General features: G+C 34.7%; 12 protein-coding genes. 4 read left to right on the top strand and 8 right to left on the bottom strand.

The genetic code is table 11. The features are described from left to right. Positions 1-85: 85 nt before the first annotated feature. On the bottom strand, positions 86-2,947 hold the full coding sequence (locus C7Y47_RS01840; protein ID WP_142507197.1) for a hypothetical protein: 2,862 nt from the start codon (positions 2,945-2,947) through the stop codon (positions 86-88). A gap of 299 nt (positions 2,948-3,246) precedes the next feature. On the opposite strand from C7Y47_RS01840, the gene C7Y47_RS01845 reads away from it, so the two are divergent. From C7Y47_RS01845 to C7Y47_RS01855, 3 genes are read left to right on the top strand one after another with little or no spacing between them, the layout of a single operon-like run. Next, entirely contained in the window at positions 3,247-3,696 is a 450-nt protein-coding gene (locus C7Y47_RS01845; protein ID WP_142507198.1) for a hypothetical protein, read from the top strand. A gap of 15 nt (positions 3,697-3,711) precedes the next feature. Further along, positions 3,712-4,614 carry a tetratricopeptide repeat protein gene (locus C7Y47_RS01850; RefSeq protein ID WP_142507199.1) on the top strand — a complete coding sequence of 301 codons (903 nt, stop codon included), beginning with the start codon at positions 3,712-3,714 and terminating at the stop codon, positions 4,612-4,614. After that, positions 4,607-5,848, top strand: a complete 1,242-nt coding sequence (locus C7Y47_RS01855; protein WP_142507200.1) for an ATP-binding protein — start codon at positions 4,607-4,609, stop codon at positions 5,846-5,848. The genes C7Y47_RS01850 and C7Y47_RS01855 overlap by 8 nt, the downstream gene beginning before the upstream one ends. 73 nt (positions 5,849-5,921) lie before the next feature. Here the strand turns inward: C7Y47_RS01855 and C7Y47_RS01860 are convergent, their stop codons facing one another. The 3 genes from C7Y47_RS01860 to comX form a co-directional block, all read right to left on the bottom strand. Continuing rightward, positions 5,922-7,214: a serine hydrolase domain-containing protein gene (locus tag C7Y47_RS01860; RefSeq protein ID WP_142507201.1), complete on the bottom strand. Its 1,293-nt coding sequence runs from the start codon at positions 7,212-7,214 to the stop codon at positions 5,922-5,924. A gap of 224 nt (positions 7,215-7,438) precedes the next feature. After that, a complete protein-coding gene (locus tag C7Y47_RS01865) occupies positions 7,439-9,733 on the bottom strand; it encodes an ATP-binding protein (protein ID WP_255504969.1) in 2,295 nt (764 codons plus the stop codon). Between the two features lie 32 nt (positions 9,734-9,765). Further along, a complete protein-coding gene (comX, locus tag C7Y47_RS01870; RefSeq protein WP_142507203.1) occupies positions 9,766-9,924 on the bottom strand; it encodes a competence pheromone ComX in 159 nt (52 codons plus the stop codon). Positions 9,925-10,439: 515 nt separating this feature from the next. Between comX and C7Y47_RS01875 the strand changes: the two genes are divergently transcribed. Further along, on the top strand, positions 10,440-11,669 hold the full coding sequence (locus tag C7Y47_RS01875) for a DUF418 domain-containing protein (protein ID WP_142507204.1): 1,230 nt from the start codon (positions 10,440-10,442) through the stop codon (positions 11,667-11,669). A gap of 601 nt (positions 11,670-12,270) precedes the next feature. Here the strand turns inward: C7Y47_RS01875 and C7Y47_RS01880 are convergent. The 4 genes from C7Y47_RS01880 to C7Y47_RS01895 form a co-directional block, all read right to left on the bottom strand. Next, positions 12,271-12,630 carry a hypothetical protein gene (locus C7Y47_RS01880; RefSeq protein ID WP_142507205.1) on the bottom strand — a complete coding sequence of 120 codons (360 nt, stop codon included), beginning with the start codon at positions 12,628-12,630 and terminating at the stop codon, positions 12,271-12,273. Positions 12,631-13,502: 872 nt separating this feature from the next. Further along, the gene (locus C7Y47_RS01885) at positions 13,503-13,883 is read right to left on the bottom strand and encodes a hypothetical protein (RefSeq protein WP_221887658.1); all 381 of its coding nucleotides are present in this window, start codon (positions 13,881-13,883) and stop codon (positions 13,503-13,505) included. 770 nt (positions 13,884-14,653) lie between these two features. Continuing rightward, entirely contained in the window at positions 14,654-15,247 is a 594-nt protein-coding gene (locus C7Y47_RS01890) for a hypothetical protein (protein WP_142507206.1), read from the bottom strand. 33 nt (positions 15,248-15,280) lie between these two features. Further along, a complete protein-coding gene (locus tag C7Y47_RS01895; protein ID WP_142507207.1) occupies positions 15,281-20,863 on the bottom strand; it encodes an RHS repeat-associated core domain-containing protein in 5,583 nt (1,860 codons plus the stop codon). Between the last annotated feature and the right edge of the window lie 5 nt (positions 20,864-20,868).

The following is a 20,868-nucleotide window of genomic DNA, read 5'->3' on the forward strand; positions in this document are numbered from 1 at the left end:
AATTATTATCAACATCTTCATTCCAGGCACACACATTAAAACCCCGAATAAATTTCTTTATCGGGGTTTTGGTTTAAACTATTTTTTATAAATCGTTTGCATACATCTTCTTATATAAAATTTCTAATTTCTTCGAGAGCTTACCGTATGCAGTTTGCCAAGCTTTACGAGCTGCTGCATTATCGTTTGTAGCTGGCACGTAAAGAGCATGAACCTCTGCTACCTTTTTCAAATCACTCTCGGCCTGAGTTAGCTTAGAATAGTTTTTCACGACGCTCTTTTCGGAAGCACTAAGACCATCATATGCTGTACGAATTTCTTTTACTTTCGTCTCCAAGTCATCAATATATTCACCATTTACAAGCAATGAATTAATGGAGTCCACTAATTTCAAAGCAATTTCATTAGACTGTTGTTGATTTTTATCTTGATCAATAATGGATTGTCTTATTTCTGGACTTACTAAACTCATTTGTTTTGATGTAAGCTTAGCAAAAGCTTTGATGACAGTAGTTGGGTTACTATTAAATGATTTTTCATACGTCTTCATAAATGATTCAACTTTTTTTACATCAGAAACTGCTGTTGTTAAGATGGAAGCATTCGTAATACGTTTTTTATCGCTAGAGCTTAGCTTATTATATTGCTTTGAAAGCTCATTAATTTTTTCCATTGAAACTGTATACGTATCATTTGAGACAATTTTTGCAATTTCATTATTTAATTTAGTGATATCTGGTGCATTGCCATCTTCTAAACGATTATTGAGCAAATCTTCATATTGCTGTTTTGCAAGAAACTGTTGATTTGCAGGTAGTTTTGCATAAGCAGTTTGTACTGTTTGAATTTTTTTCGCTTGTTTCGTAGCATCCGTTTCTTCTCTTGCGGTTTGCACTTTTTTATGGAATGATTTCACACCAGAAAGATCTTTACTAGCCGCTGTTAATAAATAATAGTTTGTTACATACTTTCGTCCAGCGGAAGATAGGTTTTTATATTTTGTTGTTGCTGCATTAACAGCAGATTCAAATTGTACAAATGTATATTTCGTTACATCAGCAAGCTTATCCACATCAGCCTTTAAAGCCAATGCAGCAGCTTTATCAGCCGGTTCCTTACCATTTGTATTAACGGTAATAGTTGGTGTATTTAATAAAAAATCATTTGCATTATAAACAAGTGATTGTTGTAGACTAGTTAACTTATTATAAGCGTTCAATACATTCGTGTAGTTCGTTTTTAACTTACTTTCAGCTACACCTGGCGTTACTGAAAGTTTTTGATAGGCGTCCATATCCTTAACAACTTTTTCAGCTGCTTTAAAATCTTTTTGCAAGGTTACAATGCTATCATATCCGACAATTTTAGCCGCTGAATTTTTCGTTAAGCCCTTATATTCATTGATAATACGGTTTACATTATTAACATGACTTTGCCAAGTAGTTACTGACGGATCAATTGGGTAACTATCAACCACATCGCCTACATAACTGTCGATCTCGCTATTTAATTTGTCTATTTGACTGTTTTCCGCGTTTTCTGCTAGAAGTAATGTATGCATATATTTTGCTGGTACAAGTTGAAGTTGTTTATAAGTTAACTTTTCATAAGACGTACGTATTGATTTTGCCGTAGTCACCTGTTTGCTAGGTGAATCTTTTTCTGACAGCTTATCGAAAAGTTTAATAAATTGTTCAATCTTTTTAATATCCGCTTTAGCATCACTTAAAATTGTTTGATTTTGAACAGTTGCTCGGTAATTTTGAGATAATTTTGCTATATCCTTTTCAATTGTTTCAACTGCTGCTTGTAAAGATTCTAAGCTAGTAGGTACATACTTCGCAAAGGAATTTTCATATGTTAATAATGCTACAATTGTCTGATTGATTCTTCTAACTTCTTTAAATTCTTCGATATCTGCCGGATCTTTCAAAATGTTTTTAATGCTATTGTATAGAGCATCATTTAGATCTAAGCTACGTTGTAATAAATCAAACTTATCATAGGCCTCATCGATTTCTTTTAAATATTTTGGTAGGTCTTTTTCATTAACCTCTTTTACCTTATCTACTTTCTCATTTAACTTGCTAATTAAATCTACATCTGCAGCTGCTCTCTTTAATACATCATAATTTGTTACATTCGCCTTTGCTACAGTTGATAGTGCCTGATATTTACTTTCCAATGCCGTGACAGCTGACTTAAAAGATTCTAGACTTGTCATATTATATTTGTTGTCATTTATTAGTAAAGTTTTAATGTCTTCAACCATTGAATCAGAAGGTTCATTCGATACTGATCTCACAGCAGAAACATCAGATTCCACGAAAGAAGATCCTACCTTTGCCTTTACTTTAACAATGATATCTTTCATGCCTTTTTCTAAAGCATCTTTAGGAATTTTGTATGTGTCGTTAGTTGCTCCATCAATAATTGTGAAGGATTCACCAACTTTATAAAACCATTGATAGCTATATGTAATTTGACTGCTTTGTAACTTTGCTCCGGCATCATCGGTTACAATTGCACCTGCGACTTGTACCAATTCACCTGGTACTGCATAATTTGAACTACTATCAATTTTTGGAGCAGTTATTGAAAGTTTGAGGTCATTAATCGAACGGGGTTCACTCTTATACTTATCGCCATTTGTTGTAGTCGCTTCCACGAAAACTGCTTTGCCTGCCGCTTCAACTGGTATTGTAAATGACGCAGTTGTAGCACCAGAGATTGGTTTTTTCGTTGAATCGTTAGAACCATCTACATAATACCACTGATAACCATTAACAATTGAATTTGCTGGTAAGTTTTCAATAGAAGCTTTTAACGTTTCATTTATTATATTATTTCCTGTGACGGAAACTGTATTGGCTGCCGCTCCTGCAACTGTTGGTACAATAAGAGCTACCGGGATAGCTGCTGCTGTCAAAAATAATTTTTTATTCAAATTTACATACCTCCTCTATTATCTATTGAATTATATCGGTTACATTTTTAATAATTCTCTTCATTTTATTGAATAATTCTAAAACGTGCATTTTCTCCCTATTTCAATAACGAAAATAGTATTTTTTTGATTATAGAATTTGATTCAAAAAATTAACCAGAACAATATAGTAAGTTTTTTTGTAATGAGAATGAAGGAGCATGACAATCCTGTAAAGAAGGTGTTTCCAGTTTAAAGAAATATATGTATAATACAACTATTATCAGGATATTAATAGGAAACAGGAGCTTGATGGAATTATGGAAAATCTATATGAACCTAGTTTAACAAACAATGAAGTAGACAGGACAAGAAGCTATGAGATTAGTAATCTATTTTTTGTTGCTACATTTGGTGGTATTTTTGCCATTACCATACTAGGTATACAAAACGCTAAATGGCTAAAAATTGAGAAAAAACACATACAGTTATTAACGATTATTAGTATTGTACTTATTATTGCGAAGCTTGCAGTCGTTTACGCAATTGGTCAACAACTCATCCCCATAGATGAAAAATATATTAAATTTGTTGGTCGACTATTTGGGGTTGCCTGTTTTTTCATTTTCTTCGCATTTTTAGACAAGCCGTATAAAGAACATTTAGCAGTAGATGGTGGTGCTGAATCATTATGGAAGCCAGGATTTATCGCAATCATCTTCTCTGGCTTAATCGATGCTTTGGTTACGTTATTCTTACTAGCACTATAGGAAAGGAGATATATTATGAGTGAATTTGAAGAATATGATGAATATGAAGAACCATCCTTTGAAGTTATCGAGCATTATTTTAATATAGGGAAATATCCCCAAGTTATTGAGCTTATTAATGAGGAATTACATGACAATAGTGAAAATAGCCGGCTTTGGTATATGTTAGCCTACAGTAACTATGCAATAAACGAATTTGGTGAGGCTGAAGAACAATTTCATGAAGCGATGAGATTAGGATTCGATGAGGAAATCATATTTTATTTTCTCGGCCATCTATACATGGAGACCGAGCGATGGCAAGAAGCAGAAGAAGCCTTTCTTGAATCACTTCGCTTAAATCCAAATAATGCAGAAACACATGCAGGCTATGCTGTTTTAATGAAACAAACAGGATATCGTAATAAATCAAAGTTATTAATCAATAAAGCATTAGAATTAGATCCGGACAATTCATATGTATTACGGAGAAACTTTATTTTACAAGGTGTACATGGAAGTAAAGAACAACAAATCCTTGCATTAGAACAATATATGAATTCAGCAGATAGTGAAGTGGCAAAATTGTTGCACCTCGGAATAAATGCCTCCTTCCGAAATAACGAAAAAGAAGCGAAAGAATATTACAGACAAGCCTTTCTTTTAAATCCTGAGGATCAAACATTACTAGCTCTATTAGAAGAGATGGAAATTACAACCCACCCTCTGCTAGCGCCTAATCGTTTTATAGAGCGTTTAGGGGGTCCATCTATCATTTGGCTTGTAGGGATTGGGCTAACCTTTTTATTACTAGCACTAGGGTTTGATAGTATAGCCATGCTGTTTTTAAAATGCTATGTAATCCTTGCACTTTATACATGGATATCAGTTCCATTGGCAAAGGGACTAAGAAAAGTAAGGGGTTATAGATATGGATAAAATTAAATGGTTACAGCAAATGGTGGAACAAAGCCCAACTGACCCTCAAGCACATTACTGGCTTGGAAAAGAGCTTGCTGAAAACGATCGTTGGTTAGAAGCTATACAATCGTATTCAACAGGAATTTCTCTCTGTACAGATGATACACTACGTATGGAAATCATAAATGAATTAACAAAAACGAGTTTGCAAATTCAGCAAACGAAGTCAGATGAAATGATTGAGACTACTGAAGACATTGCCGCTTCAGCAGAAGCATTGCTTGAAAGAGAAGACAAAAGTAAAGAAACCGAGTCGGATCAAATAATAGATTTTACACCTAGGTTAAAAATTATTGATGGTAAAGCCCCTAAAACAGTAAAAAAAGGTAAGGAACAAATCACTTTTACGGATGTTGCTGGACTTGATGACTTAAAAAAGACCATTACTTTACGTATTATTAGCCCATTTTATAACAAAGGTCTATTTGCTAAGTTTCGAAAAAAAGTAGGCGGCGGTGTACTGCTCTATGGTCCCCCTGGTTGTGGAAAAACATTTATTGCCAGTGCAACCGCTGGTGAATGTAAGGCTAATTTCTATCCTGTTCATATTACAGACATATTAAATCGCTATATTGGTGAAAGTGAACAAAATTTAAAAGCGGCTTTTGATAAAGCACGTTTTCAAAAGCCAAGTATTATGTTTTTTGATGAAGTAGACACGATTGGTATGAGTCGGTCTAAAGCTTCTGAATATACTCGAGGAATCATCGACACATTCCTTACAGAGTTAGAGGGAATTGATACAAGCACAGATGAAGTACTTATTATGGCTGCTACAAATACCCCTTGGGATATCGATAGTGCCTTAAAGCGCCCTGGTCGATTCGATCGTCTCATCTTTGTCGCTCCACCAGATAAAAAAGCGAGAGAGCAAATTTTTAAATTGAAGCTAGCAGGAAGATATGCTGAAGAAATAGATGTCGAAACACTAGCTGCTCAAACTGAGTTTTTCTCAGGTGCAGACATTGAAAATACGATTGAATTAGCTACCGAAAATGTACTTGCTGAAATTTTAGCAACCGGTGATGAACGTCCTATCACAACAAATGATTTATTACACGTTTTAGAAGAGATACAGCCATCTACATTAGAATGGTTACGTACTGCCAAAAACTATGTGAAATACGCAAATCAATCAGGACTTTACAATGATGTTGAAAAGTATCTTCGTGTTCACGCTAAACGCATATAATGAATAAACTCAAAGAGACATCTCAACTATGATTTGGGATGCCTCTTTCTAGTTTCAAAATATAATATTCCATCTATTGCTTATGAAGCATATACGTTTTTTCATAACAATCGATATATTGCACGCGCTCTATTTCGCCTGATAATGAATAATAAAAGATCAATTGTTCATAAATCATCTCGGTTAAAAAAGCGCTTTTCGTAGCGTCATGACTAATTGGTATAAGCTTAAATTTATATAATGCGCCATACATCTTAGGGACCGTTAGATAAAGCTCTTCATTTTTAATAGAAATAGTAAGTACTTTATTTCTCATTGAATATTGCCCCACGATAGATTCATTCTTTGTGAACGTTATTGGAACTGCAGGGGCCAATGAAGATACATTTTTATCAAAAACGACCTTTGCAATCTCTCTACTTACGTGCATGACAGGTGTAACATTCATATTGCTTAAAAAGATAATCGTAACTTGGTCATCGACAAATCTAAGGAAATCACTTGAATACCCGCTAATATCTCCAAAATGATGCACACATTTTTTTCCCACTACTTCAGAGACCATCCAGCCACATGCATAGGATCCAAGATTTGGAGTCAACATTTTCTCTGTTAATTCTTTGCGAAGTAATTTGGATGATGTTAATGCCTGATCCCAAATAAATAGGTCCTCTGTTGTAGAATATAAACCGTAAGAACCTAATGGAAATGACATATCTGCATACGCCGAATGTATGGGCTCTTCCCAAAATGAATAACCAGAAGCTAAACCTGAAACTAGCTTCACCCCATTATCACAGCCTGTATGATCCATACCTAATGGGTAACATATATGCTGCTGTATGTAATCTTCATAAGACATGTCTGAAACTTTTTCAATAATAGCCGTTAACAACGCATACGCTGAATTTGAATAGCCAAATTTACTACCAGGTTCAAACTCTAATTCCCTTTCTTTAAAGGAATCAATAAGCTGATCTAATGTTGATGGCAATCTCATTGTGCGAAACCAAAAATCAGGCGCATTAGTATAATTAGGTATTCCGGAACTATTCGTTAAACAATGAAATATCGTTATTTGTTGACCATTCGGATAATCATGTAGATATTTTCCTACCCCATCATCTATATTCAATTTTTGCCTTTCATGCAATTGAAATATAGCCATCGCCGTAAATGCTTTCGTAAGTGACCCTATACGAAATTTAGTTGTTGGTACATTTCGGATGCTATGCTCCCAATTCGCCATACCAAACCCTCTGTTTAAAAGAATATTCCCATTAGATGCAATTAATAAAGTACCATTCAAATACCCGTTTCGATTAAAAGAATCTACCCAATTATTTAACCGTTCTTCTAATAGCATGTGCGTTTCTCCTTACTAGAATGAATAATCATACTTTAAATTTTTTACCTGATAAGTTGCCAAATCCGCATATTTTGAAAGTTGTATTGTAGAAACCCTTCCTTCATTTTGTTGTGATTTCTTTATACTTCAATGAAAAACCTCCGAATCCAACTCGTACTGTAATTTCTACGAGAAGATTAGGAGGTGTTAAAATCGTTCATATCTTTCTTTCTATTCATATATTATCCTCTAGTAAGCGTTGACCTTCTATTATAAGTATCGTAGTCATAGGAATGCGTATGATTTCCTTCATTTATTTTAATTCGAATGGACATTCCTTCTCCTACATTGGTATTGATAGAAAACTGACCATTAAAAGCCTGTACCCTATCTTGCATCCCCCTGATTCCCATTGAATCAGAAACAATAATGCCATCCATTTTGCAGCCTACACCATCGTCTGAATAAATAATTTCAAAGCCATCTGCTGTTTCTAACAAATGAATTTCGACAGTATTGGCATACGAATGTTTTAATGCATTGTTTAACAACTCTTGAAAAAGCCGATAAATCATTAAGTTTAAACGCTCATCTTCTAAATAGAGACGATCTATTGTGTAAACTAAAACAAAATCCGCACGTTTATGAACTTTTTGAATAAGCTTTTCAAGAGCAGCATTTAAGCCTAGTGTATCTAATAATGGTGGCTTCAAATTTTCACAGTAGCCTCTTAAATCATTCAACGATGCAATCATATGATCATGAATCTTAGTAAGGTTCACCTGAATATCCGTTGTCCTCTTCGCATGAATACATACATCCATTTCTCGAGCAATATGTAGCTGCTCTTGTAAAACCGTATCATGAAGCTCTTGCGCTAATTGATATTTTTCTTGTTCAAAGCGTAGCCAAAGAAGTTTATTGAGCCATGGTAGCTGACTTTTATCAGCCTCTTTCATATGCTTTAACTGTTCTAATAGATCTTCCACCATTTTCGTGTTTTCAATAAAATTATTTACATATAAAAGTAATAATTCAAGCCATAATAACTCCTCATCCTTTAAATAAATCGATTTATTATGGTCTACGACTAGTATTCTTTTATAATTTACATCTTGGTGGATAAAAGCTATATAAAAATGCTCCGTTTTCTTTACATCCCCCATGCGGAGATTCTCAAGTAATATTTCGTCCATTTGATTTTGAGTATATTCTTTTGATGTACTTGTGGAAGTAACTTGATGTGTTTGCAAATCATAGGTTAATACGTAAACATGTTTAATCTCAAGGTGTAAAGCAATTTCTTGAACAAATTTATCCAGCAAATCTTCAATCTTCACGACCCTACCAATACTATCAACTGTCGTATACAATCGATGGATATAATCCCCCTTTGTTGAAAAAAGAATTTTTCGCATATGATAATCTATTTTCTCTTTAATATAGAAAAGTGCTATTAATGATAAGAAAGCAAAAAAGAATACTTCCGCCATTCTTGAAATAGACAAATCTGTAATTACATACAGACCTACTAATAACCAAATCGTAAAAACAAATGAAAAATTAAAGTAATAGCGTAAACGGGTAATAAAGTATTCCATATCAAATATACGTTCAGTGAGCTGTGTACATATAAAGCTGAAAGGTATTATTACTAAAAAGAGGGAACAAATATCTGCAGAGAGTATTTGTTTATGAAAGATAACTTCTGGTAACGCGTATAGAAAAAGAAAAGGTATAAACGGAATGATTATACTGCTCAATAATATTTTTAATTGTGGTACTTTATATTTAAAATACCCCGAAATCATAATCCCAAGAATGATAATAAGTAATAAGAAAAATGCTCCTAAGATTACATTTGAAAGGACAACATGAATGGCGTTATTTCTAATACCATAAATGCTTAAAAATACTACCGAAAGAGGGAATATATATAGTATCTTTATGTTTTTTATAAACAACCATTTTATCTTTAAAAAATCAAAATAAAGCCTTAAAAAATGTATTAAAAGCACAGGACATAGCAACATACTACTACGATTTACAATGATCCCTACATTATTTAATATCCCAGACGCACCTATACTTACATATGCTAATGACACTGTTAAGATAAATAGAATTAATAGATTTAATAGCGGTGTTTCCTTCTGTTTAATATGCAAATATACAGAAAGTATTAACGATAGGAAATAATAGACAGTAGGTACAACGAATACATAATAAAATTGTTGGGGAATATCGAATGTTTTTATTTGTACATGTACTATATCACCATTAGGTTTCTCTATAGTTAATTTATTTGCTGAGCGTATTACGAATTCATACTTAACATTGGAAATATTTCTTATATCTTTTCCATCTACTTTTAATACTATATCTCCAGGCACTATTTGATGCTTGTTAGCCCAATCCTTATAGTAAGGATTTGTTACTATCCAATTTCCGCCTTTTTCTTCTATCTCAATATTTATAAAAGGCTTACTATGAGATGTAAATAATAAATAAACCCCTATTATTACATAAATGCCCACAGCAAGCCAAAACCATCTAGAATTAGTAGACCTTAGTTCCACAAACGATTTTCTAAACACAGTTCTTCATCAAACGAGTCTAAAATTGCCTTCTGCTCAAGCTCAGTAACACCAACTAGAGAAGCTTTTTTTTCTTTTAACAAAGTTACCATCGACGGATTTTGCTCTAAAAATTGAATCATTTTAATCATAAAATCTCCTCATTTCATTAGTTTTTTTATACCTTTTACACACAGTTACATCATTTAAAGTATTGAATATATCCAAACTTCCATTACCAATTCTTTTCCAAGGAATTAATAACTATTAATGTAACTACAACTTCATTGTACCATTATTTTACATGCATTCAACGATATTTTCTATAAATCGCTAAAAAATAATAGATTATGTAGCATTTTCACATAATGTACTAATTTTCGCAATACTTCGTTATAACGATATTATAAATTTCTACCATTCCAATTTTAAAGTTGGAATAAGCCAATGTTATATAAATATCTTTAATAAAGGGAAACTGCTTTTAAGGATATTCCTTAAAATCCCCAAATCCCTCTCCCTTTCTAACTTTTCGATTTATAAATTACAATGCCTTAAATTTCCTTATAAAATCTTGATATTTATTATTTATAGTTTCATTAACAAAGGTTTTTTCAACAATAGCCATTTGTTGAAAGAACAAAATAACAATGAAAAGGATGATTATATGAAGCAAAAGCTTTCACCCATCTCTGCCAAAGAGCGGATTGAAACACTTGATGTATTGAGGGGGTTCGCATTATTAGGAATCATATTAGCCAATATTGTTTGGCTCCTTTATCCGGCCTATATGCAGGAAGATCTAAGTTTTAAAAATGAATGGACTTCTTTTTGGAATCAAGCCGATTATACCGTTCATACTATTATTACTATGTTTGTCGATGGAAAATTTGTCATGCTGTTCTCTATGTTGTTCGGTTTTGGGATGGTCATTATGCAGGAAAGAGCCGCCGCAAAGCAACTAAACTTCTGGGGAATTTATTTTAGACGACTTATTGCGCTCTTTATTTTTGGTTGTATCCATGCTTATTTCATTTGGTTCGGAGATATTTTAACAGATTATGCAATCTTAGGGTTATTACTCCTTTTCATGCATAAGTTAAAACCTAATGTTATGTTAATCATTAGCGTAACTTTATATAGCTTATATTTTGGATTATTTACGTTAGGAGCTCTATCCTCCGATTCTACGATGATGTCAATGACCATGTCAGAGGAAAGTCGTCAGCTTATGCAATTTACGATAGATGCCCATCAAAATGGAAGTATTCAAGAATTATTAAATGCTAATTTTATGGAAAGAACTTATTATACAATGCGTAATGGATTATATGTTCTTTCTCTAGGCAACCCTATACTTTATTTATTTACAAATCTTCCGTACTTACTAATGTTCTTATTCGGAGCGGCTGTTGCGAAGAAAAAATGGCTTCACCGTTTTGAAGAATATCGAAAAGGCTTTTTCATTACGTGGTTGCTTACATTGATTTTTGGTGGAACATTGTGCTGGATCTTACCTTTCCTTTTCGAAAATTTTTCTGCTGTTCAATATATTAGCTCACCATTCCTAACCATCTTTTATGCTATTAGCTTGATCTTTATTTATCACACGGTGAAAGGGAAGAAAGCTTTACAGTGGTTAGCGTTCCCTGGAAGAATGGCATTCACAAACTATATCGGCCAATCTATCATTTGTACATTGTTATTTGGACCATTTGCATTTGGCGTATACGGAAAACTCCACTTAACGACAGCTATCATCATTGCGATTGTCATTTTTATTTTCCAAGTGATTTTTAGTAAGCTTTGGTTATCCAAATTCCGCTTCGGGCCACTTGAATATGTTTGGAGGTCATTCACTTATTTAGGTATTAAAAAGGAATCTAAAAATGCATAGTTTAGGTGATCATCAACTGCAATTAAGTTAGTTCTCGATAATGAACTTAGGGGCTGTTAATTGTTAATTGACAGCCCCTCTTTGCTTTTCTAAGTTCTACCCTAATGATTTTCCGGCTCTTTTTGCCTTTTATCCTTCCATGCTGGCACCTTAAAGGCAATCCCGTCAGTAGAATTCATTAGCATAATTTATTTAGTTTTTACTTTAGCAACCATCGAAATAAAATAATCAGCTAAAAACTAAAAGTATATTCCCCCATATCCCTCGGCTATTAGAAACCCTACTTTTTAGTCGATAAGACGAGCGTATAATTGGGGCGTCAATCTTTGGTAAATGAAAATGTTGATATAGTTCTGTTACATGATAGTAATCTATTACTTTTTCAAAATCATCTACTAGTTCATGAATGTTAATAATGTTGACATTTTCGCTCTTCCAATAAGCTCAATCTCTTTGTTTAAATACTCATCGCTAAAACAAAATTAATAGAAAATAGTCTCGTTATGACATGAAAAGTCATGGGAGTCTATTTTCTATTTGTACATGGGCTTCGTTTTACTTTTCTAAACTGACGTCTACTTTTTTGAGAATGATCCAGTCCTTAATCCCATCTTCTACTTGAATATTGCTCATAAAAATTATCAATATCTGCTTGGCTTAATATTTTCATATCATTAAAAAGACTATTAAGAATATCTTCAGCAATCTCTACATCTTCTACACAACCTGTATTTTTTGCCAGAAGTTCTAACGCTACTTTTATTATATATCCTCTGTCTGCTTCAGAAAGAGTACTATCATTATAAACTTGAATTATTATTTTTTTTATTAGTTCTTTGTTCTTTTTGTTTTCAATGTAATCTTCCACTTCATTTTTGAATTGATTATTGTAGTAGTTTTTGTAGTAGTTCTTTAAAGAATTTCTAATTTTGTCAATTTCATTTTGATAATCTATTTTCATAATTTAATAACACCTTCCCTTTTTATGAATAGCATAGGCACTTTTAGGTATTTCACCTTGTATTAGAACCTCAGCTGCTTTCTTTGCAAACTTATAGCTCTACTTCGTTTATCCCGATTTTAGGTAATACTTTCAACTCTCTTCTCATAACTTATACCTCATCTACAAATTATTTTCTAGAAAATTTTTTTGTTCTACATTGGTTATATATCCATTGCTCCCTACGTACTCCAACATTTCTCTTATTCCATCATTATATATTGAGAACCAAATTTCCTTTGTACGTCTCGTATATCTATCTCCACAGATTTCTAAAATTTCCATACAACCACTATTCCAAAGCAAAAGGCAGAGACTAATCTTTGGTCTCTGCCACGTTGGGAAATATTTTAAAAAACAAAACCTATCTAAAATGGAGAATAAAACCCAAACTATCCTTGACAATGGGTATACTTTAATTTTTATGTAACCAAAGTATTATTTTGCCGAAATATGTAATTTATACAGATAAATTCAAAACGTTTTACTTATAGACTGATCAAGAACCCCATCGCTCACATAAAAAAGAATGTTTTCAGCTATTTCTCCTAGAGAAAATACAAGAATTTTTGCCAAAAAACCACATCAAAATCTATGAAAAAAAGGGTTACTTTACTCAATCTGCACTATCGCATTTGAATAAAGTAACCGGTAGGTGCGCATTTTACACTCTAATAGCTGGGTTGTTCAAGAGCATTGCCAGAAACCAGCAATGATCTCTCCTGTTTCATTATGCCTATATAGATATAAAGCACCGTACATAAACACATAATCCATATTATCACTATTGCCTTCCTCCTCTATTTGCAGAAAAAAGGAATAATTATCATTTTCTAGCTCTTCATAATAATAACTTTTGGATTGAATAAGACGTGGTTCTCCCAAAACTTTAATAAATAAAAAATTATTCTCTTGGTTTTCCGAATAATCGAGTTCATACCTAAATCTAAAATACTTTTATCAATATTGCTTCCAATTTCGGAGTATTTATGCTCTATAACCCTTACTTCAATTGAAGGATAAATATTATTTTCCAATAAAGTATCAAAATTCTTTTGAATAATAATAGAAAGCATAACATCCTCTTTTTCTGGGTGAACTAGAGTTGCATAAAACCTGTAATCATCAGGTATTTGGTCTTCAATCAATTTTGGAGGATTACCACCTATTCTACCTCTCACATGATCATCAAAAGGAATGCATTGAGCAAACAATTAAAATCCACCTTTTCATTTTATTAGAAGTACCTTTTACATAACCCTGTTCTTTAGCAAAATTAATTGCATCCTCCCTAAATTTCTTCGATAATTCAGAAGCATATCGTTTCGCATGGAACAAGGTCTGTTTCTCCTGTGAACGCTTTTTCTTGTTTGTATTCGGTTAGTTTTAGTTTTTCTCTGCCATATATCTAGTTCTCTTTTCCAGACTTCTTTCCCTTCTTCATCATAGGAACTTACCGGTATGTCAATGGTCGGTGATAATACTATAACTACCTGTACTTATTAGTTTGTATGTAGTGTTCCCATACCTTATAAATTTTGTTGCTTAGACATCATAGCAAGGACAAAATGGAAAGGATGAAACAATTCCATTTCTAACAAAAACACACATAAAGCAGGCTTCTATACCTTCGTTTATGTGTGTTTTTTAAAGATAATTTTAACCTAATCTACTTTCTTACTTTTTCAATTCATTTTTATTTGTACAATCATGTTTTAAATCTTCTGTACTATTGCTCAATTGCTCGATAAAATTCAAGAAATGGATTGTGAGTAGCTACAACTATATTTTCTTTATCAAGAAATTTCCTCATTACATTTATTATTTCCTTTTTTAATTCGTTTGGAACTTCATCAACTCTTTGTTTGATAACTAGACGAAATACACGCATGGAATCCTTATTAGGAGATAACTTTGGAATTGAAAAAATATATCCTAGTTACTTTTTTTCATCTATCAACTTCATGGGGAGAATACCAGATAATCAAAAACCAAAGTGCTTTTTGTAAACATCCTTTATTATTATTTCCTCTGTAATAGCTTTAAAATCTACTGATTTGTGATAACTACTGCTATCGGCAATATACTTTTGTTCTTCAAAGGGTGCGGGAAATGGAATACTATTGATATAAGTATAGTTTAACCCCTTTTTCAACTCATCCATTTTTTCCTTAGTTACTTTTTTTGAAAAACTAGCCACTAAAAAAGAACCGAACATATCATAGACTATATCTGCATAATCTGATGGAAGTATTATCGCAGATATTTTCTTAGAAACAACTCTAATAGAAACTTCCTTTACCCCATTAATTATTTTGGGTTTTGTATCCGGTCGAAATTTATTTTCTTCTGTATTAAACGGAGTTTCATAAAAAAATTTATGTAACTCTGAGTCGAATACTACAAAACTAAGTGTGAAACTATAATCAATTTTATCATCCTTCAAAAGTTTATTGGGAATGAGAATGTTTTCTCTTATATAATCGAAAACATACTCACTAATTTTATACGATACCCTTGGTCTAGCGAGCAGTTCATTCGGCTCATGGCTAAAAAGCCTACTAATTTTATATGTCATAATTTTTTCCTTTCTGTAAATAGGGTTACTCACTCATATTTTTGAGCATGGAGTATTGTTTTTCATTTTTAGCTTCTTTAAATCGTTCACACCATTCAGATAATCATCAACAGGACCAAGGTGTTTATGTCCTAAATTTCCAGCAGGAACTTTTCCATGCTTATCTAAATGTGCTGTGATTTTATCAGTTTCTAATCTACGCATTTCTGCAGTTGTTATATTCTTAAAATGTTCTTGACTAAATTTTACATCATCGAAATTGGAATATGCTTTTCTTAATTGGCTTGTTAAACGAGTTGATGTACCTTTAGGGATTACATGTGTAGTACCGTTTGGTGATACTACTTTAATTGGGTTTTTAGTTACCCGATTTTGATTTTCATTTCCAATTCCATATTTGAATGTTTTTCCATTTATATCTATTTGATATAGAGCACTATTAGCTGTGTTAGTAAGTGAATTCCCATGCAAACCTAGCACATCTATCCAGCTATTTGTATCTTTCACATAGCTGTAAAGAGCCATACCGCCAGCCAAGCCAATCGGGTCTATTTGTATATAAATCCCCATTTGCGGTGAATAATACCTAAATCTATTATAATATAATCCTGTTTCTATATCTTCAAATTGTCCTTGAAACCTGAACGGTATAAAATCCTTTTCTCCTGTAAACTCTTTAACTCTACCATAAATATCAAGCTCTGCTGACCAGACTTTGTCTCCAATTTCGTTGTAAGCTTCAACTGGAGTACCTAGGTAATCTGTTATGATACTAAAGTTACCTTCATTTGTAATTTTAGCCGATGGTATGAACCCATCATTAAATACCCATGTGACCAGATTATCTGGAATTTCGAATTTGCTTTGTGAAGAACTCTCAACTAGGTTCTCTAGTTTACCTGAATTATTCTGGAAAGAATACTCATGCAGAATCGTATTACCATCCCAGACAAATCTCGTTGTTTTTTCATCGGAACGCTTTTCTATTCGTCTGCCTAGTGAGTCGTATTTAAAAGTAACTTCTTTTAAAACTGATTGGTTCTGTGAATAGCATACAACTTTCGACATCATGCCATTGCCATTATATTCGAATTTCCACGTATCACCATTCTTCTCAGTTTTCTGAATCAGACTACCTTCATCATCATAAGAGAAGGTTGCCTCTCTCGTTTCAAGCAATCTGCTGCCGGCACCATAGACACGATCTGTCTTTTCTTTTGTTTCATACAAATTCCCGACAGCATCAACACTGCGGTGTAAGAAATCAAATTGACCGCCTTGATTAGACAAAACGAGATTACTAAAATCATCATAACCATAGGTAACTTTTACACCCGTTAACTCGTTTACCATGCTTCGTAATTGATGGTTGACATCCCAATTATAAACGCGTCTTCGTGTGTCACGGTTTTGACTACTTATTCGGTGGTGTGTTGGTCGCCCCGTCGTATCATACTGCCATTTGCTAATGACATTCCCTGGTAATATTCTTTCAATCTCTTGACCAAGTTCATTATATTGCATTGATGCTGTCCAGTTTTTTTGCTCTAAGCGAGAAGCCGTGATTTGTGACACATTGCCCATTTCATTATGAGCAACATCGATTTTGGCACCTAAGCTACTCGTAATCTGTGAACGGTTGCCTAATTCATCATAAATAATCGCAATCCAATGGTCATTCTGCCACTCCTTAATCACTTGCCCTGACGGGTCTCGTTCCAGCTTTACGGTCACATGCTCATTCTCAGTCTCCATTAACAAGCCATTCTTGTCATAACCAAACGTTTCCCAAGTGTCATCAGAATAATCAGCTCGAATAATATTCCCTAGACCATCATGCTGGTACGCTGTCCAACGATTACCTGGACGTTGAATTCTCTGAACCAATCCTGCCAAACTTCGCTCATAGGTTCTTTCCATCTCATCAAAGCCAATTTCCTTGATGATATTCCCTTTCGCATCACGTTCAAACTGATATGCTTCTCCTTTTTCATTAATGACAGCGGTTAACTGCTCCTCTGTATCATAGGTGAATTTGACCTTTTTCCCACCTTGTTCTCGGGATATTAAACTGCCAAGAATGGTGTAATCAAAGGCTACTTGCGTATGGTTATCTTTCGCAAAAACAATATCTTCATAGGCATCGTACTTTAATTGAACGTCGTTACCATCTGAAAGATTTGCTCGTACAAGGCGATTCAAATTATCGTAATGGAATTTCTCTGTTGCCCCCAAGGGATTTGTCGTTGCTGTACAATTCCCACGAAGGTCATACGTCCAGGTTGAACTCGTCCCGTCTGGCAATGTCACTCGACTTAAGTTCAAATCAGCATCATAAGCTAAGCTTACCATATGGCCTTGCGCATTTGTCACCGTTTTAATTAAACATTTCTCATTATAGGAAAATTCAGTCTTCGTGCCATCTTCTAAAACATTTGCCTGTAATGTACTGTCTTCATTATAGATCCATTGACGACTTCCCCCCTCTGCGTTAACAGCCTGAATCAGCCTATCCCTCTCATCATACTGAGAGGAGAAGGTACTGCCATCTACAAGAGTAATCGTCACTGGATTTGCCCACTCATCATAGCTATATGACGTGACACGACCATCTTCATCTACTTCTTGCAGTAATTCAAAGTCCCCATTATATTCATAGCTAACTTCACTACCATCTGGATGAACAATTTTCGTACAGAGATTATCTTCGTTGAAATAATAATAACTCTTATGACCTAAGCTATTCGTAATTTCATTATAGCCATTGTGATACGAAAGCTCCCCTGCAAGGACATTGCCATCTCCCCATGTTTTGATGACTCTTGCACCTGTAGTTGGACCATCGTAGCGCCAGAAGAAGCTATTTTTATTACGATCTGTTTTTTGCATCATTAAGTGATTCACATATTTTATATGCGTACTTTGTCCTAACGCATCTTGGATTTCGATTAAATCTTGTCCATCATTGTAATCATAGCGGACTAAGACTTCACGACTCATCTGGTTGCGTAAGGCTACTTCTGTCATTCTGCCTACCTCATTAGTAGTAACTTCGAGCACTCTTCCCACACTGTCCGTTACTTGGGATAGGAAACCTTTAAGGTTATACGCAAATTGAATATGATGCGCTTGCTCATTTCTTACTTCTTTTAATCGGTATTTTGTTTCTGTTATTTGTTCAAATACATAAATCAATCTTGTATCATGCTCAAACAAATGATACTCCTCGCCTGTATTGGTTAAAGTCATTCTTTCTCGTTTGTTAAAATACGGCAATTTTATTGGTAAAATTGGAAATCCTACTGCGCGACCATCCGTTACTACAATCCCAATCAGGTCATCTTCTTCAAAAATCTCTAAGGCTAGATCGTATGTAAAGTGCATACCATGACCTGTTAAGCCAATGCGACTACTATCACTGTACCAAGCGCGCTCCCATGAAAGGGGGATCGGTCCAGGTAGTTCAAAGTCGATGCCTTCATAAATCATACGCCCTGTAATTAAATCAACAGGCTCAAATCCTCTTTTACAGAATTTTTTACTTAACCCTTGTGTACAATTAAATTTCTTTAAGACTCCATGATTAAATTTCGTTAGCCCGGCTTTGGCCACAGCTTTCATTCCGTCTACTGCCTTCGACACAGCGAGCAATTCATCCATCGATGAGATGACTTTATCTGCGGCCGTCTTCACACCCTTAGATGCTTTGTTGGCTAGTTCCGCTAGTCCCTTTACTGCATCTAACGTTTTAGATATTTTCGGATAAGCTGCCTTCATCCCTTTTGCTACAGCTTTTGAAGCATCTATTACCTTATCTGCTCCTTTTGCAACATCACCAGCTTTATCTAAGAGTTTTGCCCCTTTTTTGACCTTGTAGGCAGCTTTAGCGGCATCACCAACTAACGGGACTGCACCTACTAAGTTCATGGCTGCATCCATGTAATTCCCTCTTGCCAAGCTAATTCCTGCATTCGCAATATCCGCAAATGTACCGATGACAGGAATAAACCCAGCGATATCCAGCGCTGTACTTACACCATCTAATAAACTACTAAACCAGCCTTCCTTCTCTTTCTTCTCTTCTGCCTTTTGCGGGAAAATTAAGTCAACTTTACTCATAGCTTCGATCGCTTCTTCATTTAACTTCGGTGGTTGACTCTGCTTTTCTATACCTTCTTGCTCAATGAGCGTACTAATTAATTGGGTGTCAGCGGCCATAATCACGTGACTTTGTTCCTTCGCTGATATCGCGATCCATTCTTCCGCCTCTACGGCTAGCTCCTTCATTCCACTAATTTCAAGTGTTTCATCGGCCGCAAGCATAATGGTACTGTTACTTTGAAATGTTACGCCATCCCCATCATCCATCTTTAAGTCCAATACGCCATCTACTGCACTAAAGGTAATATCACCGACGCCTAATGTTACATCTTTCCCAACATTGGTCGCCAATGATTTAACGGTAGTGTCCGCCATTTTCTTCGCCTGCTTTTGTCCACCCTCTGGTGTGGCAGGATTAACACGCACGGAGCTGATTACGATGGCTTCTTCTTCAACTGCACTTGGAAAATGCAATTGAGCACGTGCACCTATTTGGGGCATTAAATACATAACACCATTGGCATCTGCTGAATAGGCAAACCAATGTGCTTCTCCTTGATCCTGGCTTTTATCTATATCTAAATGAATTTTAACGGTGTTTTGCGTAACATCAATGATCTTTCCTGTAAATGCTGCACCAATGAGATCTAGATTGCGTACTAACCGCTGACGAATACTTTTCTCTGGTTGGGCAGTATATTGAAACTTCAGCACCCCTCCCTCAAGAAGGGTTTCCCTAGCCGTTACGATATAGGAACTTCCCTTGAATTGCACCAACGTGCCCAACTCATGGGGTTCCGTACTTTCAAACTCACAAAATGTATAATCGGCTTCACTCACTTCCGTCCCATCGTTTTCTGTAATCAGACGATACGCATCGACGTCCATACGTACTATAGAGGGCAGATGGTCGATCGTTATGCTTTTCCTACTTTGAGGTGTACCAAGCCAAAATCGAGCACCTTTTCCTTTTAAATCAGGAAAAACAACGGCGTGCAAACGGGAGGCCATTCTTTTAATAAATTCCCAATCTGTTTCTAAGTATTGAATCGCAATACTACCAATGGCTTGACCGTTAGAAGCTTGATCGATGTAATCCCCATTAGGATAGGCTTTCACGATGTTATTTATTAACTGCACATACGTCATATTGGCATCTTGAAAAGAACGTGAGCGCTTCGCAATATCCATATTTGCTGTAAATGATACAGCCTCAACGGAGACATAGTGCACCCCTTGAGCTGCCTGCAACTCCGCGTTTTCTATTCTTCCTGAGAACAATACGGCACTGTCTCGTCCAAATTTCACAACTATTTCATCCGTATGATTGACTCGTTGAATATACTTTTGCGCTTGCTCCTCAGCAATCATTCCCGTAAAGTACAATCTCGCATGGTCATTGCCCTTATGTTTGATCGTTAATTTATCTAAATGAATAAGCGGATAATTCCACTCGAGCACAAGATCCTCATACGTACTAATCATGTGTACTTCCTTTTCTTCTAGCGATTTCATTACTT

Source organism: Lysinibacillus sphaericus (genome assembly GCF_006864135.1).
Classification (GTDB): Bacteria; Bacillota; Bacilli; order Bacillales_A; family Planococcaceae; genus Lysinibacillus.